This window comes from Shewanella sp. VB17 (assembly GCF_013248905.1).
GTDB lineage: Bacteria > Pseudomonadota > Gammaproteobacteria > Enterobacterales > Shewanellaceae > Shewanella.
Window position 1 is genome coordinate 3,080,397 of sequence record NZ_JABRVS010000001.1, and the last position, 22,485, is coordinate 3,102,881.

Genomic DNA, 22,485 nt, shown 5'->3' on the forward strand with positions numbered 1-22,485 from the left:
ATTTTGCTGAATAATCTTTATATTAATATACGCTAACTATTTTAAATGAGGGGTTTTTTCATCAATATATCATCATTAATACGAACAGTATTCGTGCTAATCTTGTTAATTAACCTTACTAAAACCGCGCAGAGTAACTTAATGAACGTGACATTTTTCTAGTCTAAATATGCAGTAATTTTACGATGCCAAGATGGCAGGAGAGTTTATGAAAAAAAAAATAACGTTATTGCCAGTTTTACTATTAGGCGGGCTGTTAACAACAAGTAGTGCAATGGCTGTCAATACAACACATGTTTATTTTAAGGGAAAAATTGTAGAGTCAGCTTGTGGCTTATCACCTGATTCTATTGATCAATTAATTCAGCTTGGCCAGCAACCTATTCATATTTTTAAGGCTAAAGGTGACCGCTCGCCTTCCATACCTTTCAATATTAAACTCACCGATTGTAACACCGAGATAGCCACTCAAGCGGTATTTACTTTTGGATCAAATAATGACTCAAGTGGTCAATTGTTCAATGTCGAGGGTGGAGCTACTGGCATAGGAGTACGGATTTTACACAATGGAACGCCCATTAATAATGGTGATGTGGCCACGACAAATAGTATTGTAGAGGGAAACAATATTGCTTCGTTCTCTGCTGCATTTGAAGCAAATGTGGATCCATTGCTTGTACCAATCACTTCCGGTACAGCTGATTCTTGGGCATTATTACAGGTCACTTACCTTTAAATAAGATGTCGTTAAGTTCAAATTTTTACTAGTTTTAGAGCAAAGCACAAAATAGTGTATAACATGACGGCGTAACAAAGATATTTGCTAAGGCGATACATCTTTAACAGCTTTGCTCTTACTCTCTATTCTATCTACTCTCACAATGTTCACAGACTCCCCATCTATCAGGATAATTGTAGCCCCTTAAATGCGTCCAATAATCAAATAAAGACGCTGTCAATGAAAACTCAATTGTACGACATTAATACGAACGTAAAGAAGTAACAGTAAAAAAGTTATACCTCTTCACTCCCCTAAACATTACTGTTACTGAGGTTGTAAAAAGTGAGGGGATCTCGTCTAAAACTTTGTATCATTGGCACGATGAACTCAAAAAAGCTTGTTTCAAAAGAAAATCCAGCTGCAAGACCTTAAACTACAAAAAGACGTTATTGTCAAATCTGGTGCATGAGAACATCTGATGCTCTGGTTGATCTAGAGTTATTATTCCACCGTCTTTAAATCCCTCCCCACTATGATCACCTTAGCCAGTAGCTAAAATTCACTCAGGCGATACCATTTCTTCTCTGCCACTTCAGCTTAAAGAGCATAATTACAAAAATTAACTTAAAAACAGTGAATACAAAACTTAACCTCAGTAAAATGTTAATAAAATAAGTAGTATAGATTTATTTTAATCATTTTGATCATTTAGTGTTGCAAATTGACGTGTTAAATGTAAAATATATGTATCGTTTATTTTCTAGGCATGACAGTTTGTAGATTTACTCCATGTTGATAGAAGTTGAAATTATAACATTACTGAATTATGACAATAATCTTGAAGATCTCAGTAAATAGTTTTTAAAGTGGTGGAAGTATTATGAGAGCAATATTATCAGTTTTATTATTATGTGGGGTCATGGTGTCAGGTACATCAAACGCTGTTAATGGAGGAAGTGTATCTATAAAAGGAAGAATTGTAGAATCTGCTTGTAGTTTCTCACCAGATGCTGGTAATCAACAAATTCAACTGGGTCAACAGCCAACTCATCTCTTTAAGGCGAGAGGAGATCGCTCTACATCAGTACAATTCAATATTAAACTGGCTGATTGTAGTACCAATATAGCAACTCAAGCATTATTAACTTTCGGTTCAAATAACGATTCTAGTGGCAAACTTTTTAATACTAAAGGTGATGCAACTGGCGTAGGTGTACGTATACTTCACAATGGCTCACCAATTAATAACGGTGATAGTGCAAAACATCATATCATTGAAGGAAATATTATACCTTCATATTCAGTAGCATTTGAAGCTAATGTCGATCCGTCGAACACACCTATTACTAGTGGGACAGCTAATTCATGGGCATTATTACGAGTGAAGTACCTTTAAGTAGACAATTTAACCAATGATTTATAAGCTCATTTCATATCCGATGCGGTTTTACCATCATCACCTCAGACTTTATAATATTGTAGTAAGACCTCCCATTCATCTTGTTTCAATACTATTTTATCAGGTTAATTTTCCATGCCAACAGCTTCATCGATAAGCCCTTTTTCTTAGTTATATAAGGTCATCGCTTCTCTAAGTTGTAGTAAACTAATACTAATACAGGTCAATAGAGGCTACAGTCTAACCACAGAGAATTGGTTGTTCGTCAAGGTGCTTAAACACGTTTTGCTTGATACCCTATAGTTTCCTTATGTGTCGCTCTGACGACAACACTTTCATTATGCTGCTATTTATCTTACAAGTAGCATAGAATATCGCTTCGTTATCACACACGAAACATCTGCCAATTTTTCACTTTCTTGTTCATCGGCATATATCCCAGTCTTCATGGATAAGTTCTAACCCCCAGTAATATGGCTATCATAGTAACCAATCTATAGACACCTTCTAGTTTAGAGCAATTACCAATGCATGATTTCACTATGGATTTACCACTGAAACCCGCCATATCAGCACAGGTATTAATCAACCTGAGCTCGGGTTAAGCAGCGCCGCTTAATATCGCTATTTTGGCCCCTATCTTTGTTGTGCTTTCTAGTAATAGTCAGCTATTACGTACGAAATCCCGCCTTGATATCGACAAAAATGTCGGCATTAAGCAAATAAGTGGGTAAATAACAATCAAGTGGAATTTAACTCATTGATTTTAAGTAAAAAATTAAACGTATGTGACACTCGTTATCCCAAGTTCAGGTTAATCAGTCTTTGTGTTCTACAAGCATCGCCTAAACAAGCATGATGAAAATGCTCTTTTGCCCATTGCTAAGAATTGAGGATTAACATGATCTGATGAGTTAATTATCTAAAATTAACTCATCAGATCATGGTTTACTTAGAAAATTCAATGTTTTTGTAGCGGAATCTGTTTTTATGATGCTTAATTTAAAAGTAAAAAAATGAGCGCCTCTTAATGAAAAGAAGCGCTCAATAAATAGCTATAATCTCTCTTTATTTACTTAATTGTATGTGATCTCACATGTGCGTGATGAAGATGATGACGAACTTTGCCCTCCTGCACCATCACAATAAGTCGCACTCTGAGTCTCATAACATGTTAATACCTTAGTAGTGGTATTATACTTAATATAACCAGAAATACTTGTTTTAACATTCTGTCCTAATATTGGTCCATTAGCACAACTATCACTAGTAGGATCACCAACCGCAGAAGATGTTACACTCGTCAAATGATTTATCTGATCCGAAGTTAGCGTGATAGAGTTTTTACCATATGGGTCATTTATACTACCGTTGCCAAAACCATCTGTGACATAAGCTAGGCTAAACTTATTATTATAATAATTAGCATTTCCACCAAACTTACTGGCGCTAATCGTTCCAGCGCAATTGACGTAGGTAGCCCCATCACCGGCGCCCCAAGGAGGCGTCGCGCCAGCTTTAACCCTTATCGATTTTATATTCGCTTCAGCTGAACATATTCCCTGACCAAGTACTTGATCTTCGGCAAAAACCTCTATTGTATCAGTAATTTCAAGATTTTCTTTTAACGTTGCAGTGACAACAACTGAGGTTTCTGCAGGAAAATTGTCACCAAAAACCAATATTCCAGTATCTTTATTAAGAGTGAGATTATCTTCTGACGGTACTGACCATACCATAGTAGCTGAATCATTATTCCCATCGGTAGAAATCGGATCACCATAGGTATAATCCACGGTATAGTTAAGTGGAATATCCACACCTTTTGCAAATGACTGACTATCACTAGAGTCACCTCCAATCGTAATGACTGAGTCGCCATTTGGTATTCCAGCACCCGCGACCACTATGATTTCATCGAAAACCTCTGGGTACTCATTTACCGACGCTTTCACCGTGAAACGATCATCTTCATCAACTCCTTCATTAAAAGTGAGTCGCCCTGTTGTGTTATCAAGCTCGACATACGCCAAGTTATTATTCCCTAATGCGGAAACCTCCCACGTCATATAAGTAGAATCATCGTCTATGGTCGAAGTTGAAATACTGGGTGAATCGGTATATTCAACGGTATAAACCATATCAACGGGAACACCTATCGAAAATATCTGATTGTCGGCAAATTCATCATCAATCGTGATATCATCTGTCATATCAGCGCCCGGATCTGGTGCGCAGCTCCCATCAACCGGATTTGAATCCACATTGTCATTATCACCATCACAATCTGTATCCGCTTTATCTGGGTCAGTACCCATTAAGAACACTTCCAGACCTTTAGGTAGGGTATCACCATCATCATCGGTATCCCCCATATCAACAGGATTATTGGGGTCATAAATGTTAGTAAACGCTTTATATTCAGTTAGATCGGTAAGACCATCGCCATCATAATCACTTTCACCAGGTGAATTCGCATCATACGGGTTCCAGCCATACATCCTTTCGATGCTGTCATCTAGGCCATCACCATCTGAGTCTGCCGCCATCGCTGCGCTGGAAAAAGATAAAGCGGCCACTAGCGCAGCTGACATAATGGAAAGACTAAACTTTGTTTCGTATTGCTTCATGGTAACCTCTTTGTAAATTAAACATGAATCTTAAGCACAAAAAATCGCACATTAGGAAAAATGGATAAAGTAATCAACTCAGACAAATCGAATCTGAACATTGTGATGATGATTTTTAATTGATATAGCGATAGAAACCCAAGCATAAATATACGCTAACGCTTTCTATCAATAGATGCTGCAAGCTAACATCAATGCATTAGGATGTAATTTACCTAAAATCGATAATAATGAAAAATCAGCTAATGTGGGTATTCCCCACTCTTTTGATCCACAGCAAGCAATTAAAACGGTCACAGCATACTAGCATTAAGATAAATTTATCCTTACCTAGGTTACTTAGTTGCAATGTTATATAAAGAAATTTATATCCAGAAAAAAGGCTTTAGGACATCATCGAATGCAACGAGTAAACCTGATTAACGATTTATGCTTATATATTCACCGATCTGAAGGAGCTACCTCATTCGTTACCGTACAGCCAGAAAATTGAGGATTACTGTCATAATTAAATCTAGCATGACACATAAGTTGTCCATCTTCAGCCCATATCGCTGCACGGTTTCCCATCGCCTCATTTATATTAGTTTCAACCAAATCCAATCTTGCTGAGCCTCCACTGATAGAAACACTACCCATCTCTTCCGCAATTAATGTTCCCCCAATGTCATATGCTCTGCTAAATGCTTGACTTTGTGTCGAACCCCCAGCAGGTCTTCCTGATACAACGAGCACTGTAGCTTCGCCTCCAACACATGTGAGATCAATATTCGTATACCATGCCTGACAGGTGGAACAATTATCAGTAATTCTGACCTTAACAGGCTCTGTATATACATCACAAAGATTCGCTAAACCTGTAGTTAGTTCATCTTTAGCAAAGACTTCTATCGTATCGGTAATTTCAGAATTTTCATTACCCGTTGCAGTCACGGTAACTTGCGTTCCCGCTAACGTCCCCGGTTTAAACTCAAAAACCCCTGTATCGGCGTCAATACTTGCATCACTATAATCAGATAAAGACCAACTCATAACATCACTATCAGGTGCAACATTCTCGGTTGAATAGGTTTCCCCATCTGTATAATCCACGGCGTAATAAAGCTGGAGCGGGACTTCGGCTGCAATTGTTTGGTCATCTGAATCGCCGATATCAGTTCGAATATCATCATTCAAAATCCCATTCACATCAGGGATCCCCATGGTTGAGGTGATAAGCATAGTATCAGTGATGTCACCATTATCGATATGCGTTGCAGTCACTGTGACCACTGTCCCCTCAGGAGTCCCGTTATAAAACTCAAAAATGCCTGTGTTTTCATTAATACTTGCAAATGTATTATCAGACAGAGACCAAATCATGAAATCACTATCTGGGTCGATATTCTCAGTTGAATAAGTCTGTTCATCATTATACTCAACAGCATAATAAAGCTGAAGTGGCACTGTAGGAGCAAGTGATTGATCTTCTGAATCACCACCTGAAGTGCGAATATCATCAGTTAAATCAACCCCAGGGTTTGGCTCAGGAATTTCACACACACCATCAACAGGATTTGCATCTAAATTATCATCTACACCATCACAATCGCTATCCGCTTTATCAGGATCCGTTCCCATTAAATACACTTCGAGGCCTTTAGCTAGTGTATCTTGATCGTCATCGGTATCACCAGCATCAACGGGGTCATCGGCATCATACATGTTAGTAAAGGAGTAATATTCAGTCACATCAATAATGCCATCCCCATCATAATCATCTTCGCCTGGAGAATTTGCATCATAAGGATTCCAGCCATACATGTTTTCGATGCTGTCATCTAAACCATCACCATCAGAATCTGCAGCCATCGCAGCACTTGAGAAAGATAACACTGCGACGAGTGCCACTGACATCAGTGAAAGAGTCAATTTTGTTTTATGTTGTTGCATTTTGTTCTCTCTGTAAATTAGACATAGATGAAGACTAACGTACTGACATCAAGTAGAAATTGAATAAATCAACTCACTCAACTACAGCCATTCCATTACTGCAATGTTTATAATCTTGTGTCTAATATAATGTATTGTTCGAACAAAAAACGTACATTATAAATATTTTATATATTCTTTATATATAAAAAAAGAGAGAATATGGACTTGGTTTAACGGATTAACACTAGATTCGAGGTCATAACATTATTGTACATTAAAATCATTTTATACAAATAGTTATGTCATAATTTAAGTTTTATTTTTTAGCTGTACATCAACCAGGGCTTCATCTAGTTGCTTGATAATCTCACTGACTCGGCTGTGGATTCATTGTGACTCAAGATAAAATTTTGTTTCTGAGCTCACCAGATTCGTAACCATCTAAAATACGTTGATTATCTTGTATTTTTTACGAGTAATACGCATCAATGTACCACAAAGAATAAAAGACTTTGAGTATAAGCCTTATAATATCAATTAGGTGCCAGATAAAAATATCTTGCACCTACCTTTTATTACATTACTATCTCGATACTTTGTCACTAAATGAGTTTCAATTTATCGTATTTAACCCCAAGTTCATTTAATTTGCTTTATCTAATGCATAACTTAAAATATTATGAATAAATTTTTCTTGATTAGTATCAACTGTATCATTGCCATTATCGAATCGACGGTAAAAATATTCATCATTCATGAAAACCGCTCTGCCACCATCACCTGCTACAAATCCTGCTGCAGTTCCATTCATCGTCGCAAATAAAGTGCTACCTGCTGGAAGGCTTGCAGTAGAATACATCCCACTAGGGTATGTGTTAATTACATCTATCGCCCCCACAATAGAACCAAAAGGTCCGTTATTAACGAGATCATCAACTAATGTAAGCATGGCTGGAGCGTTGTAGTGACCTAAGGTTCCCGTACCGCCAAATGCACTAATAGTAGCGTTACCACTGACATTGTAACCAAAAATTAACACACCACCGGCATTGACATATTCGAGCAGCTTCTGAGGGTAGGTGTCAGTATTACTGACTTGTAAAATATCGTATTTATTTACTAGTTCTACACCACTAAGAGTCCCTAAGTCTGATGTTACATCCACAATATTTATACCCTCTATCGGATAAACACCTGATTCTCCGTAATTATTCCGGTTATTAAGCGCTGGATTTGAATTCCACTCTAAATATATGTTATATGGCCCAGTTCCACCTATCGTTACTTGGCCCTGATGACAGCTTCCATCGACTGGATTCGCATCCAGATTATCATCAACTTCATCACAATCGGTATCTATTTTTTCTGGATCAGTCCCCATTAGAAACACTTCAAGGCCTTTTTGTAAGGTATCGCCATCATTATCTGTATCACCAGCAGCAACAGGATTATTCTCATCGTAGATATTTGTAAAAGCTTTATATTCAGTTAGATCGGTAAGACCATCGCCATCATAATCACTTTCACCAGGTGAATTTACATCATAAGGATTCCAGCCATACATGCGTTCGATGCTGTCATCTAATCCATCACCATCGGAATCTGCTGCCATGGCTGCGCCTGAAAACGATAAGACCGTCATTAAAAAAATAGATATAGGTGAAAGACTTAACAGTCTTTTTCTGCGTTGTATCATTGGATTACCTTTTGTTAAATTATGTATTAACCACTGAAACTAAAACTAATGTACATCAGGATTAAATGAAATCGCTCAAATACATCAAGCTTTATCATTTACTCTCATGATTGTGATAATCTTTATTAATATGGATAAATATTCAAGATTGAATATAACGAAAGTCGATAACAATAAAAAATCAGCAAGCGTGTGCCTGTCCCCACTATCGTCATCTAAGGCAATGAAAAATAATTTAAAAACATATAACAAAAACTGAATTTAAAATAAAGTGGACTCTTGAGGATTTGTAAAAACAAAGTATTCACTTAAAAATTCAAGCGCTAGATATCCTGCTCTAGCGCTTGGTTGTAAAGAGACATATTCGCTGTTAATTAATGGAGCACGCTTCCTCAATGGGTAAACAAGAAGCGGGAGCATTAGCCACATTAGGATGTGACGGTGAGCCTCCCCCCATATGATAATGAACGCACACATATTTCGCTTTATTTAAATCAGCTAATGGCACATCAATGCTCTTTTCAATGAAAGTATCTTGATTATTCCAATATGTTTTCATATTACTATTAACAGCAGCAGAGCCTTTATAAATTATACTCCTATGATATATTTGGAAATGATTTTGTAACCCTGTAGACTGCGACTCCGTAAGCGCTAAGTACATACCACATGGCGACGTCGACCCTGCTCCCACATCTCGACATGTTACCCCATTCCCCACCCACGGAAAATCACCTGAAACCGAGAAATTAAACGTTCCCGCGTCATTATCTATCGTCACTCCACACACTTTAGGCTCATCTTTGGCAAAGATCTCTATCGTATCAGTAATTTCAAGATTTTCTTTTAACGTTGCAGTGACAACAACTGAGGTTTCTGCAGGAAAATCGTCACCAAAAACCAATATTCCAGTATCTTTATTAAGAGTGAGATTATCTTCTGACGGTACTGACCATACCATAGTAGCTGAATCATTATTCCCATCGGTAGAAATCGGATCACCATAGGTATAATCCACGGTATAGTTAAGTGGAATATCCTCGCCTTTTGGAAATGATTGACTATCACTAGAATCATTGCTAATCGTAATTCTTGAGTCTCCATTAGGTATCCCAGAACCTGCAACAACAATAATTTCATCTGAAGTATCAGGATACTCATTCACGAATGCAGTAACCTTAAAACGATCATCTTCATCAACCCCTTCATTGAAGGTGAGCAGCCCTGTTCTTTTATCAAGAAATACATACGCCAAGTTGCTGTTCCCTAATGCAGAAACTTCCCACGTCATATAAGTCGAATCATCGTCTATATCCGAGGTTGAAATGCTTGGCGAACCTTGATAATCAACCGTATAAACCATATCAATAGGGACCCCTATCGAAAATACTTGCTCATCAAGAAAATCTCCATAAATAGTAATATCGTCAAACATATCAGCACTTAGAGCTGGTGAGCAACTGCCATCAACTGGATTAGCATCAAGGTTATCATTCACCCCATCACAATCTGTATCCGCTTTATCTGGATCTGTCCCCATTAAAAATACTTCGAGACCTTTAAGCAAAGTATCGCCATCATTATCTGATGCACCATCTGTAACGGGATTATTTGGATCATAGATATTAGTAAACGCTTTATACTCTGTCAGATCCGTAAGCCCATCTCTATCATAATCATCTTCTCCAGGAGAATTTGCATCATACGGGTTCCAGCCATACATGCGTTCGATGCTGTCATCTAAGCCATCACCATCGGAATCTGCAGCCATGGCTGCGCTGGAAAACGATAAGGTTGCGAATAGCGCAATTGACATGATTGAAAGACAAAACGTTGTTTCACATTGCTTCATGGGGTTCTCTCTATAAATTATGAATTGCTACTTAAGTCCAAAAATAGACCCTAGCGAACAATGGATAAAATCTCATATCAGGCAAGTCAAGCCTGACGTGTGATGAATTGATATTGGTATGGAAAAACGCCCAATCATAAAAGCAAATTAACGTGTGATGTTAAGTGCACTTTGCAAATGAATAGCATCAATATTATGTTGGAAATATACTCAACATTGATATCAATTAAAAATCAGCTGGTGTGGGTATTCCCCACTATTTTGAGCAATAGCAAACAATTATCAAGTGGATGATAATATTAAAACTCATTACATAATTAATTGAATCTATAACAAGTGAATAAATAACAACCGATTAACTGAGGATACTTCTCCCCAGAGAGTCTCTAATATGTTTATAGTATCACATTGACTTATCCAACTTTAAAACATATCGAGTAGGGTGAGGCGTTACCGCCTCATCCCTCTCACAGAACCGTACGTACGGACCTCGTATACGGCTCCTGCATACTTAACTCAGCTTTGCGCTGAACACATATCCCGTTTTTACATGTCCAAGATTCACTAACCCTGAGCTATCAAACCATTTATTGGGCAGCGCATAGTTTGCTAACGGACTCTGTGAGTTACGCCAACTGTTCATCTTGATTGATTTAAACGGGGGCTTATACCCCATCTGCTTCAACCGTCTGTGAAGTCGCTGTGGCGTTTTCCACAGCTTCAGTTGGACGCTCCTCAACCTACGCCTTAGCCAGCTTGCTATTTTCTCGAACTCCCTATTCGCATTCGCTATCCGAAAATACTGACTGAACCCTCTTAAAATAGGATTCACCGCTTTGATCACTTCGCTTAATGGCTTACCACCATTGCGCTTTGTCATCTGTTTTAGCTTCGATTTAAACCCTGCTAGTTTCTTCGGCTCGATACGTGTGTATCGACTACCTATCTCCACTCCTAAAAACTTCACACCTTCATTGCTGTCTGCTATGTGGGTTTTACGCGAGTTTACCTCAAGCTTTAACTCGACTTCCAGTATCTTCTTCGCCTGCTTGAGTGCATTTTCTGCCCCTGCTCGGCTGCGACATAAAATCAAGATATCGTCTGCGTAGCGCACTATTCTGTGACCCCGTTTTTTCATCTCTTGATCAAACGCATCCAGATAGATATTCGCTATCAGTGGGCTTATTACACCACCTTGCGGACTCCCTACTTCTGTCGCTTGCTTGTGCCCATCTACCATCACACCACTTTTCAAAAACTGAACGAGCAGCTTTAGCACGCTACCATCACTAACTCGCTTTTCGATGCTTGATAAGATTAGCCCGTGGTCTAATTTATCGAAACACTTTGACAAGTCCATATCCACTACATGTTTAAGCTCGTACCGACGCATAAACAATGTCGCTTTGTTGATCGCATCGTGACAACTTCGCCTTGGCCTATAGCCGTAGCTTGACGGGTGAAATTGCTCTTCAAAGATGGGGCTAAGTAGATCGTTTAGGGGTTTGTTGAACGACTCTATCCCTAATAGTTGGAATACCAAGCAATCTCACGCCGCCATCCTCTTTGGGGATCTCAACCCGCCTGACTGGCTGAGCTTGATATTGCTTAGTGCTGAGTTCATGAAGAAGTTGATCGAGGTTATCACTCAGATTTGAGGCGAAGTCGCTTAGGCTCTGCCTGTCTATGCCGGCCGCGCCTTTGGCTTTCCACACTCTTCTAAATCCTTTATACAGCTTCTCTTTACTCAGAAGTTGCCCGTATAAACTGTGATAAACTCGCATATTCCTCACTGATATGTGTGCTGTATGGGGACGGATATGACTTCCTCAAAGTCGGTCTATTTCACTTTGTTGCTTAGCGTTCTAGCGCAATGGCAATCTACTAAACAGTGACAAAACTACTCCCTTGTACAGTTTCTTAAGCCAGAGCCTTACTCCTAAGGTGACCAGTTCAAAAAGACTTCGATAGCGAATCGACTTGTGTACCTCTGAAAAAAAAAAACATCTGCTCATTACAGACTTAAAGCACGCTTCCTCCCTTCGCAATATTAAGCGCTTTTGGCAACTTAATACTCCACCAGACTTGATGCTGATGGTCAGCTTGATTTTATCCTCCACACCATTACTGGGCTTCACAGGCCGAGCCTTACTCACTACTACGGATTCATCTGCCACCTCACACCAACATTTCCCTTGAATCACCTCTTGGGATAATGCCTCCAGCCCTTATCACTGGAACTGATGCCAGGCTTCCCCAGTTACTGCACTGGCTCCCTATAAGGTATTCCACCCTCAAACACACTATTAGTCTGACTAAGTATTGGGCTTCGCGCTATTTTGCACGCTCACCCACCAATAGTGCCGAAACAGGTTACGGTTAGTTGTGTACACCTCACTTCCTATGGCTTCCTTCAGACCCTACCGTTAGCCAGCAACGCCCTTGCCATTCGGATTATCTTCCCCTTAGCCAGGGTGATACAGGTTTCTTTCAACCTGCTGGGTTTGCCAGCTTCGCTGGGCAAACAAAAAGGGCCAATTTAGAAAAATTGTCCCTTTTGGATATTACCACAGATTAAAATAACTCGGTGATGCTATGCATATTTTTAATATATTATTCTGCTGAACCACACTCTATAGCATTGTTATTAAAAGTACACTGATTAGCCCCACCTGGCAGAGTTGAAAAGATACCCGATCTTATTCTGGCGGTATTGCCTCTAATGGTTGCGGATAAATCAACATCACGACGATTACTATCGGTTAAATAAACCGTACCTGCACTAGAACCGTAATCAAAACTACCGATCGTTCCTGAATTTCTTTTAAAACTTCCCCATAAGTGATCAGGCCTTTGGTCACCAGCAAGATTCTCTGCTGTCGCTGCGGGATCTAGACACTTAAACACAACCACAGGAGTCGTATTACCGCCACTAAAAATCCGCGTATTGCCATTCAAATTCAATCCTTCACAGCCAACTTGACCGTATACCTGATCTTCGATATTCACCGTTGCAGCAGGAGAAGTACTTAACTCATAATCCTCACTGGCCACTAATGTGGTTATCACCGTTTCTGTCGGTTCTTCCAATGTATCGTCTTTAACAATAACATCGATTGTCTCTGAAGAACTGCCAGCTGGGAAAGTGAATGAACTTGGAATTGCAGTATAGTCTGTTCCATTAATTGCCGTACCTGTGATGTTGAGATTAACAACAGTAGCAACATCAAACGCTGGAGTGGCGGTTAAGGTAAAACGTCCGTTAGTGTTAGGCTCACTAGCATGCTTTGATGCCACTATGGTCAACACTGTCGGTATGATAGCCTCTGCAGCTACAACCTCAATGGTATCAGTGATAGCAGGATAACCGTTAAGTGTTGCGGTAACAGTCGCTGAACTTCCGACACTAAAGCCTTCTCCAAAGACGAGTGTGCCAGCATCGACATCAAGCGTCACATCTTCACTCGGGGAAACAGTCCATGCCATAGTATCAGAATCATCAATTCCATCGGTAGAAATAGGGTTACCGTCGGTATAATCCACAGTATATATCAGTGGAATGGCTTCTCCTTTAGGGAAATCTCGTCCATCATTAGGGTTTCCTTCGATGGTAATTTCTGAGTCACCATCAGGTATTCCGCTACCCGCGACCACTATAATTTCATCAAAAACATCAGGATACTCATTTACCGATGCCTTAACGGTGAACTGATCATCTTTATTAACTCCTTCATTAAAGGTGAGTTGCCCTGTTGTTATATCAAGGGAAACATACCCCAAGTTGCTGTTTCCTAATGCGGAAACCTCCCACGTCATATAAGTAGAATCATCATCTATGTCTGAGGTTGAAATGCTTGGCGAACCTTCATAATCAACCGTATAAACCAGTTCAACAGGCACCCCAATTGAAAATGTTTGCCCATCAGCGGGATCGCTATCAATCGTAATATCATCTGTCATATCTGCGCCAGGATTGGGAGCGCAGCTTCCGTCAACCGGATTTGCATCTAGATTATCATCCACGCCATCACAATCGCTATCCGCCTTGTCTGGATTAGTACCCATTAAAAACACTTCCAGACCTTTAGGTAGCGTATCACCATCATCATCTGTATCACCCTTATCAACAGGGTTATTGGGATCATACATGTTGGTAAAGGCTTTATACTCTGTTAGATCAGTCAGACCATCTTTATCAGTATCTGTTTCGCCAGGTGAATTAGCATCATACGGGTTCCAGCCATACATGCGTTCGATGCTGTCATCGAGGCCATCACCATCTGAATCTGCTGCCATTGCTGTGCTAGAAAACGATAAGGCCGCCACTAACGCAGCAGACATAATGCAAAGACTAAAGTTTTTTTCACATTGTTTCATTAAGTACTCTCTATAAATTAGGCATTAGCTGCAATAAATCCAAAAATGGAACCTAGCAGACAATGAATAAAATACTCATATCAGGCAAGTCAAGCCTGACGTGTGATGAATTGATATTGGTATGAAAAAACGCCCAATCATAAAAGCAGATTAACGTATGATGTTAAGTGCACTTTGCAAATGAATAGCATCAATATTATGTTGGAAATATACTCAATATTGATATAAATAAAAAATCAGCTTGTGTGGGTATTTCCCACTAAGTAAGACAGTCAGAAAATAGGATTGATATCGAGACAATAAAATAACATATAATATCAATGTGTTATGTAAAATCATTGAATCGATATATCTAACTTATCAGTCATAGGAATCAACAGCCCTGAACGATATTAAACATTAATATCAATGACACGACTATGTTAAATCATGTAGATGTATCTCAATTTGACTACTTGATTAAAGGGATGTCACCACTTTAATATGTACACTGGTGATAACATCATAAGAATACAGCTAAGTACGATACCTAGCTGCTTCCAATAATCTACCAACTAACGACAGTCTATCGCCATGGTGTGTAAACCTGTCTGTTCAACTTCCATTTCAGGTATGCTAAATTGACATTCTCCTGCCGATAACTCCGCTGCGGTGAGCGGAAAAGCGGCCAAATATAGTTCGCCATTCTCTGATACCCAACCGTACTCTTTACCTGCTGTATCCACCACAGGTGTAGCCAAAGCGGGGGCTGGTGAGAGTGTCAATAAAATATTTCTGCCCTGACGCACACCACTCATATTGGCGCGAATAATCGCCCCTTCCCTAGCCACGAGATTAATCGTTTGCGCACTGACATAGGTATTACTGGGTAAATTATCCACATCCACTGACAGTTTAGTCGGCGAATAAGGGGTCAAATCTGTGACCACAATACCTTGTGAATTACTGATATTATTGCCTAAGGTCACCCCTTCAGCGCCATTCATATCAATAATGGCCACCGGCGGCCTAAACCAAGGGGTTAACACCGCCTGATCATTGATAAAGACCAGACTTCCCTCTACATCCGCGCCCAAACGAGTAGTGCTCTCATCGACATAAACATCACCGGAGACGGCGCCCCAGCCTCGCTCATATTGGGCATATGCCGAAGCTTTAGTATTACTATTACTGTCAGTGCCCACGCCGACTTGATAATTTATATCACCATCATTGACATTATAATACGCATCGGCATTGCTATAATCCTTACCCGAATTGAACGTAAATGTGGTATTTGCCGTATCAGATAAAGGAATGCTCATGGTTAATGTGATAGAATAATCATCAGTGCTTTCATATCGAGTCTCCTCGCGACTGCTATCAAGAGACAAGGAAAAATTTGCACGTGTTTTAAACAAATTAACATCATAAGTTGAATAAATGCCAACACCCGTACTCTTACGTTTATCTAAAAAGTATTCACCATAAGCACGGACATTGAGCCCAATTTTTTTGGTTAAGGTTGTACTTAACGTCAGGTTATATTCGCTTTGCTTGATGCGTGTCGCCACAGGGTCGTCAAACACGTTACTTGTGCTAGAACTAGCCGCATTTAAATCGGTATAATTAAGATAACCCTCAGGGCTGGTTTGTAAAAATGCATTCAATGTCACATCTTTAATGATCTCATTTTGATAATCGAGCTGCAACCGAATCGGCGTAGTTAAATGATCATCATCCCACCGACTTGATAAGGTACTTAAGGCAAGCGATGTGGTGCCGTACTCGTTAAAGTTGGCCGCCCCAGATACCGTAAGCTGCTGATAATCATTGGCCGCCACCCAAGCCGATGCCGCGCTATAGGTATCTGACAAGCCATAACGCCATTCACCCGCGGTAACCGCAATATCTCTGTCTTCATCCACGCCAGCAACAAGATTTAATTCATAGGAGTTAGCGGATAACAAAAAACTGGTATTTCTATTATACACCACATAAGTTTTCACCCCGCTGCCCGCTTCATCAACCTCAACGGTCAATCGGCCATAGGGTAACCCTCCTAAGGGGATAGAATAAGGACCCGCTGACACACTTTCAAGCGCGATTTGATTGCCTGACTCATTATAAAAAATGATGGTGGCATTACTATTCGCTACACCGGTAAACTGCTGGGTATAATTACGCATTGATGGCGGCTTCATCAGCGGATCGGTATTAAGTGATGCCCCGATAATCGAGTTCAAGCTAGTGCCGCCAAAATTACCCGCAGAAGAAATACTGCCCACTTTCATCCGTGACTGTGAGCCAATATCCCGAAACAAATACGCATCTGAAAGTTGTTGATTATCTTCATTTAATGTGCCGCCGACATAGGCATGTACTGAGCCTAAGGTGCCACCCGCGGATAACAAGGCATTATAAGAGCTGGTATGCTCATTATCGGTGTAATTATCACTAACATTGAGTTTATAATTGACAAACGAAGTATTATCACCATTCGACCAATGCTCTTCGGGTAACCAATTACGATTATAATCAATCTGATATTTTTGTGGCACCTGAACATTCACGCTCTGTGTACTGCTGCTATAACTAAACACAATAAATTCATCGCTATCGCTCAGGCAGTACAATTTTTCCTTATGAGTAAAATATTTGGCTTTAATGGCGGTTAATTGCTGCAAGTTTGCTGAAACACATAATTGTTGATACTCATCGAATTTTTGTATCTCAATCCAATGTTCACCTTTACTTTCTTCATTAATATTCATTTGTACTAATGTGCGCCCTTCAGGAAGCACATCGGTTAATTCAATTTGCTTAAGCAGCTCTTCGGTCACTTCGCCTTCAAAAAAATCAAAATCAAAATCAGCAGCTTGTGCCATTTTTTGTGAATAAAGACTTAGTAAAATAACAAAAAAAGCCGAATGTTTTTATATTTTTTATATAAAGAAAACATATTAATATTTACTTAAAAATAGGTTAAATGAATCGTAACCACAGCGTTAAATTCGCCAGCACTCGGTGTACCGCCTTTTTGAACCACCCGCGCCGCTAATGATTTTGCCACAATATCAGAGGCTGCATAATCCTGATTAAGTGAAATCACGTTGTTATCGGAAAGCAGCTCAATGCCAATATTTTTAGCGCTACTGGCAGCAGAAATACTGATCACATTATTATCACCAATGGCATCAAATGAGATGTCTTTAACGTTTTCAGCAATACAACTGGTTTGTGGTAAATTAAATCTCACCGCATGGGATGGCAGCTCATGAGTATATATCACGCCCAATGGTACTAAAGTAACCGCAGGCAATTCACAGCTTAATTTTTTCACTGTCAGAGAGCTGGTAAAATAATGCTCTCTACACTGTGGACCTGCTGCATTGGGCTCGGTATAACACACCCTAAATGGCGGCAGTTGCAGCTGTCCACCTTGATCATTGCCTTCTTTTTGCTCGATCAGTACCTCTAACGGGTAGGTCTGGCCACTGCTGAACTCACGCTCAACTTGGTTAATTGGACTTGTATTCACTTGATATTTAACCGTGATCCCCGTTAAGTTGGTCGTAAATCCACCATTATTGGCCGCTGGTGATGTTAAATTTAAGCTAAAAGTGACATTGTCGGCACCACAATCCAGTAAGACTGTACCATTGGCGCGCACCAGCTCATCGGTTTGGCTGATTTGGCTTGGCAAGCCAATGTTAGTTTTCCAAGAACAATCGGCCAACACACTGGAAGCCGACACCATATTAATCAATATTAGTAAGAACAAACGCACCAAAATCATTGACATACCTATATTTTTTGGGGATAGATGTTACCGATTTAAATTGATAAGTACCAAAGGGCGGAACAATATTCACTCCAGGTAACTTTTCACCATTTATCGATGCTATTGTAAAGTAAAAAGGCGAAGCATTGTTGGCCTGCAACACCCCCTCTTCGATAGTCCAAGTAAGACTATCAATCCAATCACTACGAGTTTGCTTATTGGTTTTTATATTTTCAGGTTGATAATATAAAGGGACTCGCGAACGATAAGCAATTTTAATGACATTATCTTTTCCGCCTTTATTAGGAGGGATATCTTGTACCACAATATAAAATAATGACTCTTGATCTTGTTGTTGCAAGTGCTTTTTATTCAATAACCGCACTAAAACATTACCGCTCGCATCAATTTTAAATACTGATGGCAACAATGAAAAGGAATCCGTCACCTTATTGCCATCTATATCCTCAATCCATGTCTGCGCCATATAGCCAGTATCGGCACCATTATGTACCTTGATATTGATATGTTCTTGGGAGGAATCGATAAAATAGCGAGTATTGGTCGGCGCAACGGCGCCAATAGTACACGTTGACCACACTAAAATTAAAACAAACCACACTGGGAATATATTTTGTACTTTCATAATGCAATCACTTTTCAATAAAAAGATAAGATAGGTATAAGTTTAGTTGAACTAACGAAAGTTAATCTCCACCGAGCGCTCGATAGCGGGCACGCCAGTTAATGGCTGACTATTGGATACTGAGCGCACAAACAAACGGTGTTTATCTACGCCCAAATTAATTAAGTAATCCGTCACTGCCTTAGCACGCTGAGTGGATAATTTTGCATTAAATGCATCGCTACCCGAATCATCGGTGCGACTGGTAATATCGGCGCTAATATCAGGATTATCTTGCATAAAATCGGCTATCTCTCGTAAACTAAAGCGCACATACTCTGACAATACGGCTTTGGCTAGTTCAAACGGCAATAAATAATCGGCACGGGTAGCACCTGGGAGTTGGCGTGTTGTTTCGACCTCTTTGATGATTTCGACTTTTTTAATCACTTCAACTTCACGGATCTCAACCTGCTGCGCTCTTGGCTGGCCGAACTTATAGGTTAAGCCCCAATATAATTGATTTAAGCCTACAAATTGACTATTTGATCCAAGTTCGGTATTCGCCATCTCTATGCCTGGGGTATATTCATAGGCTAACCTCGTCGTTACAGCATTGCTGAGTCGATACTCAAGCCCAATGCCAGATGTGATGACAAAGTTACTTTGACTGATATCGGCTTTAGTTTCTGGCTGCTGAGTATTGTTAAATAAATAGCCGATCCCAGCCCGTCCAAATACAGATAAATTTTCTGTTAATGGGTAGCGACCTTGAGCGCCGAGTTGGATATTGTGAAATGCGGTTTCTGTATAGTTATAACTATAATCATACGCACTATAGAGACCCCAATATCGATTAAAATCATAACCCGCATCGAGCTTTAACAAGTTAATTTGTTTAGATATGGAGCTCCATTCAAGGTCATCCATGACGCCGATACCTAAAGCTGCCCCTATCCACCAACCTTTGCCCAATTCAACATCAGACTCTGCTATGTCATCATTTACGGTTGAATCAAGTGCCATCGTCAGAGGCGAAAATAATATCCCCAAACTTAAACTAAGTGAGGTAATAAATAAGCTCATTGTTCTATTATCTTGATTCATTAACTGGCTCTCACTAAAAGTGATATATTAATAACTATAATATATCACTTTTAAAAAAATATCTTATAAATAGGTTAATTCAAAATTAGCAGAACCATTTGCCAAACCAGCAGTTACACTCGATCCCACTTTTTTATAAGCAGCATAAAAATCAAGCTCTACATCTCCTAGTGTAGTTGGTAAAAGTACACCAGATGATTGTTGTCCTAACGGAAGTACTTCATCCACCCCAACAGCTGCATCAAAAAATTCAATGGCTACGCCACCCGCTTCTGAGCCACCCAGAGTAGCGATATCAAGAACATTATCGCCGTCGGCATCACTGCCAGTAAATGTTGCTGCAACCTTTGCTATTCCATCACCACCAATACAGTTTTGTAACTTAATGGTAAATTGCTCTTTAGGTGAATAGAGAGAAGCGTCGAAAACATCAGCACCAATGCTTCCCAACGCAACAGAAATATTTTCTGTTGCAAGTTCACAACTGGCTTCAACCAAAGTACCTGTAATATTTAATTGGCCATCTGCTGCTATTACTTGAGTCTGAAGTAATAGAGAGGTGATTAATGTAGAAAGTGCAACTATATTAGTTTTCATAAAAAATATCCAGATCAAGTTAAAACAATTAAAACAAGGTAGAGAATTATATTTCATATATAAATAGGCTACTGAAATCTTATCCAATAAAAGATTTTAGTAAACAACTCATTAAACTTCAGTATTAATTAAAAGCTACCATACAATAAAATTAAACATGTTAAATAAGAAATAAATTAAAAGCATAGGAAAGTCGATTGTTAAATAACGATAAAGTACTTACGATAACATTAAATAACAATCGAATATTCATACCATTTAATCAGGACCATGCAAACTTTGACAATAAGTACAAATAAAGCAAGTCCTTATTACAATGCTTATAGGTACGTTAGTTCGAACTGAGCAACACTGTTAGCATTACCCGCTTTAACAAGGTTACCAGCACCAGTAGCTTCATAAGCTGCGAAGAAATTCATAATGATATCGTCAGCTACACCACCCATTGTTTGTTGATTGTAAGAAATTCCGTCATTGATGCCAATTTTAGTTGACCCATCATTATCAAATAAACGAACACCTACACCTTGTGCAGTATCTGGACCACCAGCTGCAATAAGTCCACCAAGACCAGAGACAGTACTATCTTCCATACCTGAAAATGTTATGGCAACCTTATCAATAGGTGTACCTTCGTCATTATTACCTGCAACACAATCAGTTAATGTAATATCAAAAGGTACTAATGTAGAGTTTGTACCTAGACCTGCAGCGAAGGTATCTACACCAACAGAGCCGAGTGCTACTTCAACATTTTGATTTTCAGGTAACACGTCACAAGTACCAGAGTTAATTGAACCTGTGATTTGAACTTGACCATCTACAGCAGCTTGAGCAGCAGATGACATCATTCCTAAACTAAGTGCAAGAAGAGAAAATTTAAGAACTGTATTTGTGTGAGTCATTATGTATATACCTTTTGATTGTTGATTAATTTACTTTCAATAAATGTTGTTTAACTAACATCACCAATTGATGTGGGGCCATAGTACGGAAAGTTGACACTGTGTCAAAATCAGTAGCCTTGGGGAAATCCCCACGCCTTCATGGTTACTTTTAATATGGCTAACGATACACCCATAAAAAACAACAATAAGAAATACACCTAAGACCTTGATAAGATTACGCTTAATTTTTTTCAACACTTGAAAAAAAAATGAATATCGATTTTTTATTAAACAATAAATGATTAATAAAAACCCAAAAAATGTTTAAAAAAAATGATAAAAACACCATATTCGTCATAATTAAGCTTAAAAATTAATACATAAAAATACAATTTAAGACTCTATATTTTAATTATTGACCAATTTTTGATATCATTTATGCCAGAGAGTTGGATGATGAGCATGCTTTCATATTAATATTAACTTATATACTCTGCATTAATGTCCACTTAACTTAGTATCCTAATAACAAAAAGTTAACTAAATGTTTCAAATGTTATTACATATGGCCAGTTCAAGCGAGATTATTTACATTACGTAAACTTTATAAAGCAACTATAGTATTAGTCCTTCAACTTGACCTTCATTGTTAATCATTTCATCGGCACTGAACGATTCACGTGATGTATTATGTTTTATTAAAAGCGCTCGGTAACCCCTTTCCTTATTATCTAGTGATAATTGCCAATATTGACAAATTTTTCAGCGAAAAACCACGCCAGCATGGAACGGCTCATGCCACTCATTAAATAGTCAACAACCTATATAATAGTGAAGAATATACAACTCCCTAAAAACTGCCCTTTAATCTAAGACTCACCACATAAAGTAAATATAAATCTTGAGAACTTGGACCC

The 22,485-nt window shown here is 39.0% G+C and carries 15 protein-coding genes; 2 read left to right on the plus strand and 13 right to left on the minus strand.

Annotation, left to right across the window (positions count from 1 at the left end):
• The first annotated feature begins 208 nt into the window (after nt 1–208).
• Entirely contained in the window at nt 209–736 is a 528-nt protein-coding gene (locus tag HQQ94_RS13195; protein WP_173294856.1) for a fimbrial protein, read from the plus strand.
• 865 nt (nt 737–1,601) lie between these two features.
• Entirely contained in the window at nt 1,602–2,117 is a 516-nt protein-coding gene (locus HQQ94_RS13200) for a fimbrial protein (RefSeq protein WP_173294857.1), read from the plus strand.
• 1,079 nt (nt 2,118–3,196) lie between these two features.
• On the opposite strand, the gene HQQ94_RS13205 is transcribed toward HQQ94_RS13200, so the two are convergent.
• The 13 genes from HQQ94_RS13205 to HQQ94_RS13260 all read right to left on the minus strand — a co-directional run bounded on the left by HQQ94_RS13205 (nt 3,197) and on the right by HQQ94_RS13260 (nt 21,586).
• Complete coding sequence (locus HQQ94_RS13205; protein ID WP_173294858.1) at nt 3,197–4,750, minus strand: hypothetical protein; 1,554 nt, start codon at nt 4,748–4,750, stop codon at nt 3,197–3,199.
• Between the two features lie 441 nt (nt 4,751–5,191).
• Nucleotides 5,192–6,682: a hypothetical protein gene (locus HQQ94_RS13210; protein WP_173294859.1), complete on the minus strand. Its 1,491-nt coding sequence runs from the start codon at nt 6,680–6,682 to the stop codon at nt 5,192–5,194.
• 625 nt (nt 6,683–7,307) lie between these two features.
• Nucleotides 7,308–8,276: a hypothetical protein gene (locus HQQ94_RS13215; RefSeq protein WP_173294860.1), complete on the minus strand. Its 969-nt coding sequence runs from the start codon at nt 8,274–8,276 to the stop codon at nt 7,308–7,310.
• A 454-nt stretch (nt 8,277–8,730) separates the two neighbouring features.
• The gene (locus tag HQQ94_RS13220; protein ID WP_173294861.1) at nt 8,731–10,212 is read right to left on the minus strand and encodes a hypothetical protein; all 1,482 of its coding nucleotides are present in this window, start codon (nt 10,210–10,212) and stop codon (nt 8,731–8,733) included.
• Between the two features lie 511 nt (nt 10,213–10,723).
• Nucleotides 10,724–11,755, minus strand: coding sequence for a reverse transcriptase domain-containing protein (locus HQQ94_RS13225; RefSeq protein ID WP_254304057.1), 1,032 nt, complete (start codon nt 11,753–11,755; stop codon nt 10,724–10,726).
• Complete coding sequence (locus tag HQQ94_RS22610) at nt 11,697–11,996, minus strand: hypothetical protein (protein ID WP_254304058.1); 300 nt, start codon at nt 11,994–11,996, stop codon at nt 11,697–11,699. Before HQQ94_RS22610 ends, HQQ94_RS13225 begins: the two co-directional genes overlap by 59 nt.
• 829 nt (nt 11,997–12,825) lie before the next feature.
• Nucleotides 12,826–14,589: a Calx-beta domain-containing protein gene (locus HQQ94_RS13230; RefSeq protein ID WP_173294862.1), complete on the minus strand. Its 1,764-nt coding sequence runs from the start codon at nt 14,587–14,589 to the stop codon at nt 12,826–12,828.
• A 554-nt stretch (nt 14,590–15,143) separates the two neighbouring features.
• Complete coding sequence (locus HQQ94_RS13235) at nt 15,144–17,456, minus strand: fimbria/pilus outer membrane usher protein (RefSeq protein WP_173294863.1); 2,313 nt, start codon at nt 17,454–17,456, stop codon at nt 15,144–15,146.
• An 86-nt stretch (nt 17,457–17,542) separates the two neighbouring features.
• A complete protein-coding gene (locus tag HQQ94_RS13240; RefSeq protein WP_173294864.1) occupies nt 17,543–18,367 on the minus strand; it encodes a fimbrial protein in 825 nt (274 codons plus the stop codon).
• Nucleotides 18,330–18,998, minus strand: a complete 669-nt coding sequence (locus HQQ94_RS13245) for a molecular chaperone (RefSeq protein WP_173294865.1) — start codon at nt 18,996–18,998, stop codon at nt 18,330–18,332. The genes HQQ94_RS13240 and HQQ94_RS13245 overlap by 38 nt, the downstream gene beginning before the upstream one ends.
• A 51-nt stretch (nt 18,999–19,049) precedes the next feature.
• Entirely contained in the window at nt 19,050–20,084 is a 1,035-nt protein-coding gene (locus HQQ94_RS13250; protein ID WP_173294866.1) for an OmpA family protein, read from the minus strand.
• Nucleotides 20,085–20,147: 63 nt separating this feature from the next.
• On the minus strand, nt 20,148–20,681 hold the full coding sequence (locus HQQ94_RS13255) for a fimbrial protein (RefSeq protein ID WP_173294867.1): 534 nt from the start codon (nt 20,679–20,681) through the stop codon (nt 20,148–20,150).
• A 320-nt stretch (nt 20,682–21,001) separates the two neighbouring features.
• Nucleotides 21,002–21,586 (minus strand): fimbrial protein, encoded by a 585-nt coding sequence (locus HQQ94_RS13260; protein WP_173294868.1) that lies wholly within the window; start codon nt 21,584–21,586, stop codon nt 21,002–21,004.
• Between the last annotated feature and the right edge of the window lie 899 nt (nt 21,587–22,485).